Origin of the sequence: Aeromonas sp. S13(2024) (assembly GCF_041402405.1) — a bacterium.
GTDB lineage: Bacteria > Pseudomonadota > Gammaproteobacteria > Enterobacterales > Aeromonadaceae > Aeromonas > Aeromonas veronii.
Genome location: NZ_JBGLRA010000023.1, coordinates 16,496 through 29,662, shown reverse-complemented (window position 1 = coordinate 29,662; position 13,167 = coordinate 16,496). Strand labels below are relative to the sequence as shown.

General features: G+C 60.1%; 14 protein-coding genes. 6 read left to right on the top strand and 8 right to left on the bottom strand.

The features are described 5' to 3' along the window. Positions 1–62 precede the first annotated feature (62 nt). Positions 63–1,460, bottom strand: coding sequence for a TolC family protein (locus ACB042_RS19665; protein WP_259584060.1), 1,398 nt, complete (start codon positions 1,458–1,460; stop codon positions 63–65). A gap of 292 nt (positions 1,461–1,752) precedes the next feature. Between ACB042_RS19665 and dusB the strand changes: the two genes are divergently transcribed. From dusB to ACB042_RS19635, 6 genes are all read left to right on the top strand, one after another. Next, positions 1,753–2,718: a tRNA dihydrouridine synthase DusB gene (dusB, locus tag ACB042_RS19660; RefSeq protein WP_019445016.1), complete on the top strand. Its 966-nt coding sequence runs from the start codon at positions 1,753–1,755 to the stop codon at positions 2,716–2,718. Between the two features lie 26 nt (positions 2,719–2,744). Then, a complete protein-coding gene (gene fis, locus ACB042_RS19655) occupies positions 2,745–3,041 on the top strand; it encodes a DNA-binding transcriptional regulator Fis (RefSeq protein ID WP_005309538.1) in 297 nt (98 codons plus the stop codon). A gap of 112 nt (positions 3,042–3,153) precedes the next feature. Further along, positions 3,154–4,035, top strand: a complete 882-nt coding sequence (locus tag ACB042_RS19650) for an EamA family transporter (RefSeq protein ID WP_335839388.1) — start codon at positions 3,154–3,156, stop codon at positions 4,033–4,035. A gap of 258 nt (positions 4,036–4,293) precedes the next feature. Then, positions 4,294–5,112: a DUF3100 domain-containing protein gene (locus ACB042_RS19645; protein WP_005339140.1), complete on the top strand. Its 819-nt coding sequence runs from the start codon at positions 4,294–4,296 to the stop codon at positions 5,110–5,112. Next, a complete protein-coding gene (locus ACB042_RS19640; protein ID WP_005349183.1) occupies positions 5,109–5,558 on the top strand; it encodes a hypothetical protein in 450 nt (149 codons plus the stop codon). The genes ACB042_RS19645 and ACB042_RS19640 overlap by 4 nt, the downstream gene beginning before the upstream one ends. Continuing rightward, entirely contained in the window at positions 5,558–6,739 is a 1,182-nt protein-coding gene (locus ACB042_RS19635; RefSeq protein ID WP_371178963.1) for a M20 family metallopeptidase, read from the top strand. The genes ACB042_RS19640 and ACB042_RS19635 overlap by 1 nt, the downstream gene beginning before the upstream one ends. Positions 6,740–6,842: 103 nt before the next feature. Here ACB042_RS19635 and ACB042_RS19630 read toward each other — a convergent pair whose 3' ends face one another. The 7 genes from ACB042_RS19630 to ACB042_RS19600 form a co-directional block, all read right to left on the bottom strand. After that, entirely contained in the window at positions 6,843–7,802 is a 960-nt protein-coding gene (locus tag ACB042_RS19630; RefSeq protein ID WP_005339144.1) for a LysR substrate-binding domain-containing protein, read from the bottom strand. Positions 7,803–7,937: 135 nt separating this feature from the next. Then, positions 7,938–8,564, bottom strand: a complete 627-nt coding sequence (locus tag ACB042_RS19625; protein WP_236382452.1) for a LysE family translocator — start codon at positions 8,562–8,564, stop codon at positions 7,938–7,940. Positions 8,565–8,668: 104 nt separating this feature from the next. Continuing rightward, positions 8,669–9,163: an acetolactate synthase small subunit gene (ilvN, locus tag ACB042_RS19620; RefSeq protein WP_005311605.1), complete on the bottom strand. Its 495-nt coding sequence runs from the start codon at positions 9,161–9,163 to the stop codon at positions 8,669–8,671. After that, positions 9,163–10,881 (bottom strand): acetolactate synthase 3 large subunit, encoded by a 1,719-nt coding sequence (locus tag ACB042_RS19615; protein WP_005339146.1) that lies wholly within the window; start codon positions 10,879–10,881, stop codon positions 9,163–9,165. Before ACB042_RS19615 ends, ilvN begins: the two co-directional genes overlap by 1 nt. A 390-nt stretch (positions 10,882–11,271) precedes the next feature. Next, on the bottom strand, positions 11,272–11,424 hold the full coding sequence (locus ACB042_RS19610) for a hypothetical protein (RefSeq protein ID WP_005339147.1): 153 nt from the start codon (positions 11,422–11,424) through the stop codon (positions 11,272–11,274). Positions 11,425–11,461: 37 nt separating this feature from the next. Further along, entirely contained in the window at positions 11,462–12,571 is a 1,110-nt protein-coding gene (locus ACB042_RS19605; protein WP_005349173.1) for an MJ1255/VC2487 family glycosyltransferase, read from the bottom strand. After that, a complete protein-coding gene (locus ACB042_RS19600; protein ID WP_075115363.1) occupies positions 12,568–13,071 on the bottom strand; it encodes a phosphatase PAP2 family protein in 504 nt (167 codons plus the stop codon). The genes ACB042_RS19605 and ACB042_RS19600 overlap by 4 nt, the downstream gene beginning before the upstream one ends. Between the last annotated feature and the right edge of the window lie 96 nt (positions 13,072–13,167).

The following is a 13,167-nucleotide window of genomic DNA, read 5'->3' as shown; positions in this document are numbered from 1 at the left end:
GACAAACGGGCGACCCTTGGCGGTCGAAACAGAGATAGAAAAAGGAACGGACTGGAGTGCGATCATGAGTTCACCTCGATCACCTGACCGTGCTGATATTGATTGAAACTGTTCATCTGGCCGGAGAGCGCCAGCAGGCGGGCCAGCGACACCACATATTGATAGGCCGCCGCTGCGCGCTGGGTCTTGACCCCCGCCAGCTGGTTCTGGGCATCCACCACATCAAGGGAGGTAGAGAGTCCCTGCCCGAAGGCCTTGTCCCGCAGTAGCACGTTCTCCTCTGCCAACGCCTGGGTGGAAGAGAGGGATTGATACTCCTCCAGCCCCTGCGCTGCTTCGCGCCAGGTCTTCTCCACCAGCAGCTTCAGATCATCGCGAGTCTTGGCCTGCAGCAGATTGACCTGCAGCTCGGCGCTCTTGGCGGCCTGCACCGTCTCTGAGCGGCCATCGCGGCTCACCAGCGGCATGCTGACACCCACCCCCACCAGCCAGTCCGGCGCTGTCTTGGAGGCGAGTGAATCATCTTCATAGAGGTTGTAGTTGCCGAACAGGAACACCTCGGGGGCATATTTGCCCTGCTCGACCCGGATCAGCCCCTTGGCCTGCTCCTTCTTGGCAGTGAGCAGCTTGAGACCGGGGTGCACCTCCAGGGTCTGGCTCACCAACCCCTCGAGGCGCGGCAGCTCCTTGTTGACGAACAGGCCGCTGCCCGGCTGGGCATTCGGCAACTTCAGCATGCGGCCAAGGGCCAGCTCGGCGATCTCGAGGCTGCGGCGCGCCTTCTGGGTATCGATGCGGGCCCGATCATAGGCCGACTGGGCGGAGAGGCGCTCCACCCTGGCGATCTGGCCCTGCGCTTCTAGCTTCTTGGCATGATCCAGATGGTGGGCCAGTCCCTCTTCGATCTCCTGTTTGGTCTGCACCACCTGAGCAGCCAGCACCACGCCGAAATAGGTCTGGGAGAGGCTCTCGAAGGTGGATTGCTGCTTGAGCACCAACAACTGCTGCGCCTCGCTCACCTGCGCCTGGCGGATATCCTGCGCCGCATCGATGCGACCACCGGCAAACAGCGGCCAGAGCATCTTGACCGAGCTGGTCACCACATTCTGTTTGGTCAGGGGAGTGACAAATGCGTTGGCCCCGACCCCGAACAGGCTGCCGAGTGCCAGGATCAGATCTTTCTGCTTGGCCAGCGGATTGAGATCGAGGGCATCAAGTTCAATCGGCTGATCAAGATGGGTATAGCTGGCCCCCAGATCCACCTTGGGCAGATACATGTCCTTGGCCGCCTCGCGCAGCTGCTTGGCCCGATCGACCCCGGCCTGCTCGGCAGCCAGCCCTTCATCCTGCTGGATGACCCGGGTCCAGGCTTCGCCAAAACTGATGGTTTGCGCCTGCGCCGACCCCAGCACGGCCCCCATCAGACACGGCCAGAGTGATTTAATGAACCTTGACGTCATAGATCCCCAATCCGCTTTTGTTGCATAAATGTTTGGAGCATTTGCTCGACTTAAGCCCGCTATCATAACGCAAAGCGGGCCTGCAAGTGGACTGACAATTATGCAGGTGTCCGACCCGAATGGTACAGCGCTCACTCTCCGTCAATCTGGCCGTTTTTCAATAACTCCAGAATTTGCAAGCCTTGGCGCGACGTTTTTTTCAGAAAAAAATGGCTGACGCTCAAATACTAACCTTTTCTCCTGCCTAAAAAATGCGTAATATACGCCGCCCTAAGCCGATGGTAACCGTGGAATGCAGATAGGTCCCCACACGCTTGAAACTCCCTTGATTGTGGCTCCCATGGCCGGTGTAACTGACCGACCATTCCGTGAACTTTGTTTGCGATTGGGGGCTGGCATGGCCGTTTCCGAGATGCTGCTGGCCAACCCGGATGTCTGGGATACCCAGAAAACCCGGATGAGGATGGATCACTCTGCAGAAGGCGGATTGCGATCGGTCCAGATTGCCGGAGCCGACCCCGAGATGATGGCGTTTGCTGCCCGCTACAACGTTGAGCAGGGCGCACAGATCGTCGACATCAACATGGGATGTCCGGCAAAAAAAGTGAATAAGAAGTTGGCAGGTTCTGCCCTGCTGCGAGCCCCCGATCAGGTCAAAGCAATTTGCCGGGCCGTGGTGGATGCAGTGGAGGTGCCTGTCACCTTGAAGATCCGCACAGGATGGGATCCGGATAACCGCAATGGCGTGGAGATCGCCCGAATCGCCGAAGATTGCGGTATCGCGGCCCTTGCCGTGCATGGTCGTACCCGTGCCTGCCTCTACAAGGGCGAAGCGGAGTACGACACGATCAGGGCGATTAAGCAGGCCGTATCGATTCCTGTTGTCGCCAATGGTGACATCAACAGCCCGGAGAAAGCCCGGTATGTCCTCGACTATACCGGTGTTGACGCCGTGATGATCGGCCGAGCTGCGCAAGGACGACCCTGGATTTTCCGGGAAATCCGTCATTTTCTTGAGACGGGCACCAAGCTGCCGCCTCCCGAGAGGGAAGAGGTTCGCACCCTGATGAACGAGCATGTAACCAACCTGCACCGGTTTTATGGTGCATATCTGGGAGCGCGCATAGCCCGTAAACACGTGGGCTGGTATCTGGATGAAGAAGAGACGGGCCGAGAATTCCGTAAGCACTTCAATGCCCTGGATTGCGCAGACGCGCAACTTGAGGCACTCGAAGCGTATTTCGATGGATTAGGTTAACAAGATAACTAAAGAGCCGACCGAATATGTTCGAACAAACCCTGACTTCTGATGCATTGGTAACAACTACTCACAATCACGCTGCCGAGCCGACCCAGCGCCCCCTGCGTGACTCTGTGCAACAGGCCCTGCGTAACTACCTGGCCCAGTTGAACGGTCAGGAAGTGATTGATCTGTACGATATGGTTCTCTCCGAAGTCGAAGCGCCGATGCTGGACGTGATCATGCAGTACACCCGTGGTAACCAGACTCGCGCTGCCGTGATGATGGGTATCAACCGTGGCACCCTGCGCAAGAAGCTCAAGCGTTACGGCATGAACTGATTGCTGGCCGCGAGCCGCGACGGCGGTTCAAGGCAGATGCGAAAGGCGCCAGGTAGCAATACCTGGCGCCTTTCCTTTATGCTCTCCCCTCCATTTCACCATGGCGACCCCGATGAACCGCACTCCCCTGCTGCTGATGGTACTGGTCACCCTGCTGGCCGCCGCTGGCTGGCTCTTCTCGAAAGAGGCGATCCGCGAACTGCCCCCCGCCGCCTTTATCGGCAGCCGCTTTCTGCTGGCCGCGCTGCTGTTGCTCCCCTTGGCCTGGTTGCGTGAACCGCCGCCGACTCGCGCCCAACTGGTGCGCGCTGCCGGTTGCGGCACATTGCTCGGTGCCAGCCTGCTGCTGTGGGTCACCGCCATCAGCCAGAGCGATGCGCTGGGCAGCGGCGCCTTTATCATGAGCGTCGCGACCCTGATGGCCCCACTGGCCGCCTGGGGAGCCTTTCGGGCCAAGCCTGGCCGCCACTACTGGCTCACCCTGCCCATCGCCATCGCCGGTTTGCTGCTGCTCTCCAGCAGTACCCACTGGGGCGTGTCGCTTTCACTGTTCTGGTTTCTGGCGGCGGCCACCACTCTCGGCATCCAGCTCGCCGTCCATCGCCACTTTGCCCAATCCATTGCCCCCACCTGGCTCACCTGCATCCAGCTGGCGATGACCGGCCTGCTCGGCACCCTGCTCTCCCTGCTGACCGAACAGTGGCCCGAGGCTGGAGTCAGCAACAGCATCTGGGGCTGGTTTGCGGCGAGCGTCTTGATCGCCACCACATTGCGCTACTGGCTGCTCACCCATGCGTTGAGCAAGATGACCACCGCCCACGCCGCCCTGATGATGCTGCTGGAGCCGGTCTGGACTCTGCTGCTGAGCACCCTCTTCTATAGCGAACCCCTCGGCGGCGCCAAACTGGCCGGAGCCGGACTGGTGCTCGGCGCCCTGGTGCTCTACCAACTGCCCCTGCTGCTGCGCAGTGCACGGCTCAAAACGCCCGTCTGATCCGCGTCACTGCCCTGCGGGGCGGTGTCACCATTTCCCTCCTGTTTGCTTATCTTGTCCTGCCAATGCTGACGTTCTGTTAACGGCCTTTAACCCTTGGTATCCAGAGGGTTAAAGGGCATACCCCATGAAAAAATGCCATATGGCCAGCTTGATGAAGGTCACATACCTGCCCCTCTTAGCTCCCTATGATGCCCCCATCATCGGTCTGGACAATCCTGACGATGGCCACACATGGGAATAACAAGAGAAAAGACTATGCAGCAAACTAGCCCCCTCAAGACGGTCACGGTCAGCATATTGGCAACCGCCATGCTGATCTTTGTGGCCCAGTACCTGATAGGCAAGCAGGAGATCAAGATCGGCATCGCCATCATTCCGATCCTGCCGATGCTCTTTGCCGTCATCATCGGCATGATTGTCTCCGCCAAGCCGGTCAAGGATCGCATCCCCGGCTGGAAGCAGCTATTCACCGAGAAAGAAGAGGGCTTCTGCGGCAAGATGGTGGGCTTCAGCCTGCTGATCCTGGGTACCCAGTACGCGGGGATGATCATCCCCAACCTGAAGATGATCCTGAGCGTCGGCGTGCCGTTGTTCCTGCAGGAGATCGGCAACCTGCTGCCAATCCTGATCGCCATTCCGCTGGCGGTGAAGTTCGGCTTTGGCCGTCGCGCCATCGGGGCCTGCTCCTCCATCAGCCGTGAGCCGTCCGTTGCGGTCATTCAGGGCAAGTTCGGCACCGGCTCTCAGGAGTACATCGGTGTGCTGGCCATCTACCTGTGCGGCTCCGTTATCGGCACCCTCTGGTTCAGCGTACTGGGCAGCATCGCCCCGCTCACCGGTCTGCACCCGCTGGCACTGGCTGCCGGTTCCGGTGTGGGCTCAGGCTCCATGCTGAGCGCTGCCTCCGGCGCCCTGATCAACGGTCTCGACGAAGCGCTGGCTCAGCAGGTGCTGAGTATCGCGGCAGCCTCGAACCTGCTCTCATCTGCCCTCGGCGCTCTCTCCCTCACCTATCTGGGTCTGCCGCTCGCTGAAAAAATCTATGCCCTGACTGCCAAAGGAGAGAAAGCATGAAAAGCATCGTAATGGATATGCGGTTTGTCTTTCTGGCGATCCTGCTGGCCATGTTTACCCAGACCCTGACCACCGGCACTCCGCTCTGGCTTATGGGTGACAGCTTCGTCGCCATGTCACTGGTGGTGTTCGCTTCGCTGATTGCCAAGCGCTATCTGCCCTCCTCCCTGCCAGCATTTGCCTATGCCACCATCATCGGCATTCTCATCTGCCTGCCGGAAACCCCGGTGCGCGGCCTCTTCATTGACGCCGTTGCCAAGATCTCCTTCCTCTCCTGCTGCGTACCGCTGCTGGCCTTTGCCGGTCTCTCGGTGGGTGGTCAGCTGGAAGAGCTGAAGAAGATGTCCTGGAAAGTGATCCTGATCTTCATGATCGTCTCCACCTGCTGCTTCTTCGGCGCCTCGCTGGTGGCCCAACTCGGCTTCTCCATCCAAGGGATCATCTGATGAACAACATTCACATTGAACCGGCCCTGCTGGCCCTGCGCGACTTCAGCCACGAAGTACGCCACCACCTACACACCATTCCGGAGGCCTCCGGCGTCGAGTTCAAGACCTCGGCCTACTGCCGCGAGCTGATGGCAGGCTTTGGCTATCGCCTCACCGACTATCCGGGCTTCACCGGTTTCCACGGCGATCTGGTGGTTGACCCCGTACTGCCGACCATCGCCTTCCGTGCCGACATGGATGGCCTCGAGATGCACGACATGAGCGACGTTGCGTTCAAGTCGACCCACGAGGGAATGGCCCACAACTGCGGTCACGACTCCCATATGGCGATCGCCCTGACCGCGGCCAAGTTTCTGGCCGCCAACCGCGATCGCCTGCAGTACAACGTCCGCTTTATCTTTCAGATGGCGGAAGAGGACATGCGGGTGCCGGGCGCCGAGAAGATGGTGGAACTGGGCTGCATGAAGGGGGTGGACGAGGTCTATGCCCTCCATAACGACGGCGCCATGGAGATTGGCACCATCAAGTTCAACCACGGTGTCATGTCCTCCTGGGGCTCCGCCTGGACGCTGGATGTGCACGGCATCTCCGCCCACGGCTCAACTCCCCACAAGGGGCTGGATGCCATTCGTGAAGCGGTGCGGATCATCGAAGACATGGACTACATCGTCGCCAAGCGCACCAGTCCGTTCAGCCCGGCGGTGTTTGGCTGCGGCATGATCAACGGCGGTACCATCCCCAACGCCATCGCCGACCATGTGCAGGCGCGCGGCACCATCCGCGCCATGGATGCCGAGACCGACCAGATCCTGAAGAACAGCTTCAAGGAGATCGTGGCCCAGAGCGAACTGCGCGGCTTCAAGACCAAGATGGTCTATGCCGGTTATCCGGCGGTCGAGAACCACGCCGATGCCTGCGACCGCCTGCTGCAAGCGGCCGCCGATGTATTACCTTCTGAGGGGATCAATGCTCAGGGTCAGCCGATGACCGGCAGCGAGGATTTCAGCTACATGGTCAACGCCTGCCGTGGCCGCAAGGGGGCCATGTTCTTCCTCGGCAGCGGCTGTCAGGCCAAGGGGATCTGCAACTACCTGCATGCAAATCCCTACTATCTGGATGACGACTGCCTGTTAGTGGGAGCCCAGATCTTTATCAATCTGGCGACCTGCCGCGCTTAATCCCGCATACCGATAAAACCAAAAGAGAGGCCAAGGCCTCTCTTTTTTTGTCTTTGCACTTTTTATTCCAGCGCTTTATCTCTGCACTGCAAGCAACCGACGCCTACAACCACGGCAGCTCCACCATATTGGCGGCGGGCGGCTGGTTGATAAGGTGCAGCTGCACCGTCTCCCGGCTGATATGGGGAGCGTAGAGGTGGATAAAGTCATACATGTAGTCGCGCAGATGGGCATGTTTGCGCAGGCAGATGTGGGTCGCGCTCGAAGCGATCAGGTGGTCAATATTGAGGCTCACCAGATCCTCCCTGTCCCCCTCGTCAAAGGCCACGCTGGCGATCACCCCGACCCCCATGCCGAGCCGGACGTAGTGCTTGATCACGTCGGTGTCGGTGGCGGTCAGCACTGTTTTTGGCGAGAGGCCGTGGCGGCCGAAAGCCTTGTCCATCTTGGAGCGTCCGGTAAAGCCGAACACATAGGTGATGAGGGGATAGCGAGCCAGATCCGCCATCGAGAGCGGCTGGCAGTCGAGCAGCGGATGACCGTGGGGCACCACCACGCTGCGCCCCCAGCGATAACAGGGTACAGCGGCCAGCTCGTCGAACAGATACATGGATTCGGTAGCGATCGCCATATCCACATCGCCGCTTTGCACCATCTGGGCCAGCTGGGCAGGCGCCCCCTGATGGAGCTGGATCGCCACATCGGGATAACGACGGCTGAACTCCGTGATCACCGCTGGCAGCTTGTAGCGCGCCTGGGTGTGGGTGGTGGCGATACGCAGCACCCCGCTGGTGGCCAGTTGCTCCCCCAGCGACAGCTGGTTGATCTGCTCCACCTGCGCCACCACTCCCTTGGCCAGCTCCATCACCTTCTCGCCTGCGCTGGTCAAGCCGACCAGATTCTTCCCCTTGCGGGTAAAGAGGGCGAGCCCCAGCTCATCTTCCAGCATCTTCATCTGTTTGCTGAGAGTGGGCTGGGAGGTGTAGAGCTTCTCCGCCGTCGCCGAGATGTTGAAGTTGTTCTTCACAATCTCGGTAAAGTTCTTGAGCCGGGCGATGTTCATCTGGGCAAGGGATCTCGCTGCTGCAGCCAGCAATGCTGGCGTTGATAAGAGCGCGCGGGAGAGACCCCGCATCTGACAGCCGACCATACCACAGCGCCGCGCACGATAACCTGCCCCAAGTCAGAAAGCGGCGAGCTAGTCGCTGGCCAGCTTGATCCCGAGTCCGACAAACAGGGTGCCGATGCCCCGATTGAGCCAGCGACCAAGACGCTGTGACAACCGAACCCTGTGGCTGGCATAGACGGTGGTAAAGACCAGCAGGTGACACCAGATGATGCCGCCCAGATTGAAGATGCAGCCAAGCAGAATAAAGGCGAGCGCCTTGTCGGGGGCATCCGGTGCGATGAACTGGGGCACGAAGGCGAGAAAAAAGAGCGCCACCTTGGGGTTGAGCACATTGGTCAGCACTCCCTGCCGGTAAATCTGGCCATAGGATAGGGCAGGCAAGGTGATCCCTCTCTCCATTGCACCCGTTGCCTGCTGGCGCAGCAGGGAAAACCCCAGATAGATGAGGTAGATGGCGCCAGCCAGCTTGATAAGGGCAAACAACTCGGCCGAGGCACTGAGCAGGGCCGACAGACCGAGGGCCGCCGCCAGCACATGCACCATGACACCTGTGCCGATGCCAAGGGTCGCGACCGAACCGGCACGCCACCCTTGCGAACCGCTGCGCAGCATGACCAGCAGGGAGTCGGGCCCCGGCATGATATTGAGCAGCAGCCCCGAGACCATAAACAGAGCAAGATCATGAATACCGAACATCATCCCTACCCTCGTAAAGCAAAACCAAACAAAGAGGGCTCCGCAGAGCCCTCTTTCCTTTCACTCTGCGGCAGCTGACGAGTCATCAGCTGTCCCGCCAGCCATCAGGGCCGCAGCGCCTTGTCCGCCCGGGAGATACCGCAGACGCCGGAGCGCACCACTTCGATGATCTCGTTGGTCTGGGCGGCAGTCTTGATAAAGGCATCCAGCTTCTCGCTGGTGCCCACCAGCTGTACCGTGTACTGCTCGGGGGTGACGTCGACAATCTGGCCACGGAAGATATCTGCCAGCCGTTTCAGCTCGTCACGGGCCCCACCGGCGGCACGCGCCTTGACCAGCGCAATCTCCCGCTCGATATGCTCCCCTTCGCTCAAGTCGCACACCTTAAGCACATCCACCAGCTTGTGCAGCTGCTTCTGGATCTGCTCCAGCACCCGCTCGTCACCCATGGTGACTATGGTCATGCGTGACAGGGTGGGATCCTCGGTCGGCGCTACCGTCAGGGTCTCGATGTTGTAGCCGCGCTGGGAGAAGAGACCCACCACCCGGCTCAGGGCGCCGGATTCGTTCTCCAGCAGTACTGAAATGATGTGTCTCATCAGGTTCTCTCCGTCTTGCTCAGCCACATCTCATCCATGGCACCAAACTTGATCTGCATCGGATAGACGTGCTCATCCGGGTCGACCGAGATATCCATGAACACCAGCCGATCCTTCATAGCGAAGGCCTTCTCCATGGCGCTCTCCAGCTCCGCCGGATCACTCACCGCGATGCCGACGTGGCCGTAGGCTTCCGCCAGTTTGACGAAGTCCGGCAGGGACTCCATGTAGGAGTGGCTGTGACGGCCGCCGTAGAACATCTTCTGCCACTGCTTGACCATGCCCAGCGCACGGTTGTTGATGGAGATGATCTTGATGGGCACCCCGTACTGCATGCAGGTAGAGAGCTCCTGAATGTTCATCTGCACCGAGCCATCCCCGGTGACGCAGCAGACCACCGCATCAGGGTTGGCAAACTGGGCCCCCATGGCGGCCGGAATACCAAAGCCCATGGTGCCGAGGCCCCCTGAGTTGATCCACTGGCGCGGTTTGGCAAACGGGTAGTAGAGGGCAGCAAACATCTGGTGCTGACCGACGTCGGAGGCGACGAACGCCTGACCCTGAGTCACTTTGTAAAGGGTCTCGATAACCTGTTGCGGCTTGATCTGGGTAGCCGACTTTTCGTAGGCCAGACAGTGACGGGAGCGCCACTGGTTGATCTGGCTCCACCAGTCCGCCAGCGCCTCCTTGTCGTTATCGAAGCCACACTCGCGGATCACTTCCAGCATCTGCTCCAACACGGTTTCCACCGAGCCGACGATGGGCACATGGGCCTGCACCGTTTTGGAGATAGAGGTGGGGTCGATATCGATATGAACCACGGTCGCATTGGGGCAGAACTTGGCCACGTTGTTGGTGACGCGGTCATCGAAGCGGGCTCCCACGGCGAAGATGAGATCCGCGTTGTGCATGGTTTTGTTGGCTTCGAAGGTGCCGTGCATCCCCAGCATGCCGATAAATTGCGGATGGACGCCGGAGAAAGCCCCCAGCCCCATCAGGGTGGTGGTCACCGGCAGGTTCAGCAGCTCTGCCAGCTTGGTCACCAGATGATCCGCGTTGGCATTGATAGCGCCGCCGCCCACGTACATCACCGGGCGCTGGGCTTCTACCAGCAGCTTGGCTGCCCGCTTGATCTGCCCTTTATGGCCAGACTTGGTCGGGTTGTAGGAGCGCAGGGAGACCGTCTCGGGATACTGGTAGGGGAATTTTTCTTTCGGGTTCTGCACATCTTTGGGCAGATCCACCACCACCGGCCCCGGGCGGCCGCTGGCGGCAATGTAGTAGGCCTTCTTGATGGCCTCGGGAATATCGCTCGCCTTCTTGCACAGGAAGCTGTGCTTCACCACCGGGCGGGAGATACCGATCATGTCGGTCTCCTGGAACGCATCCTCACCGATCATGCTGGTCGGCACCTGGCCGGAGAGGATCACCAGCGGAATGGAATCCATATAGGCGGTGGCAATACCGGTAATGCAGTTGGTCGCTCCCGGGCCTGACGTTACCAACACAGTCCCCACCTTGCCGGTGGAACGCGCGTAACCGTCAGCCATGTGAACCGCGGCTTGCTCGTGCCGCACCAAGACATGCTCCATCTTGCCGTTTTCGAAGAGAGCGTCATAGATGTCGAGCACTGAGCCACCAGGGTAGCCGAAGACGTGCTCAACTCCCTGATCTTCCAGCGCTCTAACCACCATCTGGGCGCCTGATAACATCTCCATGATAAAGCCCTCCAGGCTTTGCTCCGTTTAGCGAATCCCGCCGACGATGCCGTGCTTCCCGGCACGGCCCGATCCGTTTCTTGTTGTTATCTGAATGCAGATCGGCCCAATTCAGCCCCGTCGACAGTAGAAAAAAAGGATTTTTCCGTCATTCACCCGAAAATAGGGTGAAAAACCAACTTAACCCGCTTCATAACGCTTGTCCACGGCTTTATCTGACCAGAACAGTCATACATTTCAACCGGCTATTAACATTCAATGACTTGCTGCAGCGACCATGAGACAAAAGGGAAGGAAGTCGGGGAATGGCCAGCGGATCATTCCGCTGAGGGGGAAAACAGCCACAAAAAAGCCCACCGCTCAGCGGTGGGCTTGATGCCGAATGATGACTCAGTTCTCCTGATCCGGCTCCGCCAGCCAGATCTGCTGATCCGGATCGGTCTCTTCACTGACCGAGATGCTGACACCCATATCGAGCAACTCGTGCAGGGTGAGATTGTCAGCCAGGTTCATGACTTCGCCGTTTTCATTGGTAAAGCGCATTTGCTCCGTCCTCTCCTTGGTGGGATCGCCTTTCAGTCTAGTCAACAACGCTCACTTGCGATAACCAGCAACTGGATAAACAGTCGCCCCCATCCAGCTCGCTCAGACGATCACTCACCTCCTCCGGAAACAGGGTGCGCGCCCAGAGCCGCCGTGACAGAGAGGCTACGCTCTCGTCGGCTCCCGCCGCCAGCCAGCGGGCCAGCTCCCCCGCTACATCGGGGTAGCAAACCGCCCCCGGCGAGGCGCTGTCGAGCCAGGTGCGCACCAAATTGGCATCGAGCACATCCATCAGGGTCGCCAGCCCCATCATCTCGAGCGTCTTGCCGTTGGTCAGCTGCTCGAACTGGCCGCCGAGGGGCTTGACCAGCAGCTTCTTGCCGAGGGTGAGCGCCTCGGAAGCCAGCTCGAAACCCGCGTTGGAAATGACACCGCGACAACCGGCCAGCACGGCGATAAATCCGTGCCGCGACGGTGGTTCGAAGCGCAGGTTGCGCCACTGGCTGGGGGTACGAATGGCGGGGTGAAAGCAGACAAAGCGCTGCTGACCAAAGCGCGACAACAGGGCGGCGATCGCCTCGGTCTGCTCGAATGGCAGATAGACCAGGATCTCGCCATTATCCGGCGCAGCGGCGATAGGGTCGATCACCGGCGGCAACAAGGGGTGACCGAAGTGAAACCAGTGCAGCCCGAGCGGCTGATCCACCGGGGCAAAGTGGCGCATCAGCTGGCGGCTGACCCCATCCTCCCCCCAGCGCGGAATGGGCCAGTTGAAGCTGGCCTGATGGCTGACGGTGAGGCTCGGCTTGCCATAGCGGCGGGCAGCGTGGGCGGTGAGTGGCTCAAAATCGCTCACCACCAGATCGTATTCGCTGCAATCGAGAGACCGCAGATCCCGCCAGAAGGTGAGCGGCGAGGCGGCTTGCAGGGTGCGCCACGGAGAAACTCGCCCCTCGTGACTGACAAAAGTGAGGCCGGGAAAGGCGCGGTAGGCGCCAAACTCCTCCATGTCGAAGTAGCGGTCGGCGGGGCGACCGCTGAAGAGATAATCCACCTCGACCCCTGCCGTGCGCAGCGCCCGCGCCAGGGTGCGACTGCGACTGATATGACCGTTGCCGGTGCCTTGCACCCCGAACAGTATCCTCATGAGTGGCTCCAGCTGAGCGCCAGCACGGCGCAACCGCCACCCAGCAGGGCACCGGCAACCAGATCGCTCAGGTAGTGTACCCCGAGCAGCAACCGGGATGCCCCCACCAGCGCCGCCCAGCCAAACAGCAGGGGCGCCCAGAGCGGAAAGCCGGAGGCCAGTATGGTGGCCATCAGAAAAGCGGCAGCGGTGTGGCCGGAGGGGAGGCTGTAACGATCGGAAGGAGTGATGAAGACCGGCAAGCCGACCGGCCGTTGCCGTTTCAGGCTGTTTTTCAGCAGCAGATAGAGGGGCAGTTCGATGGCGAAGGCTAGCAGCGCCAGTCGCACCAGCTCCCGCTCTGCCTCCCCCTGCCACCAGAGCAAGGCGGCCAGCACAGCGTAAAGCGGGCCATCGCCGGTGCGGGAAATGAGACGACTCACCCTCGCCTGCTGCCGGTTGTAGCCGTGAAGCAGGCAGACCCGGCACACCTGCAGGTCCCATTGCTGGATCTTGTTCATATCCCCTCCTCCCCTGAATTCTGCTTGCAGAGTAAGAAAGCGGGATGACGTTACGTTGAACAAGGGATAACAGATTTATGAAAAAAGGGCCGAATG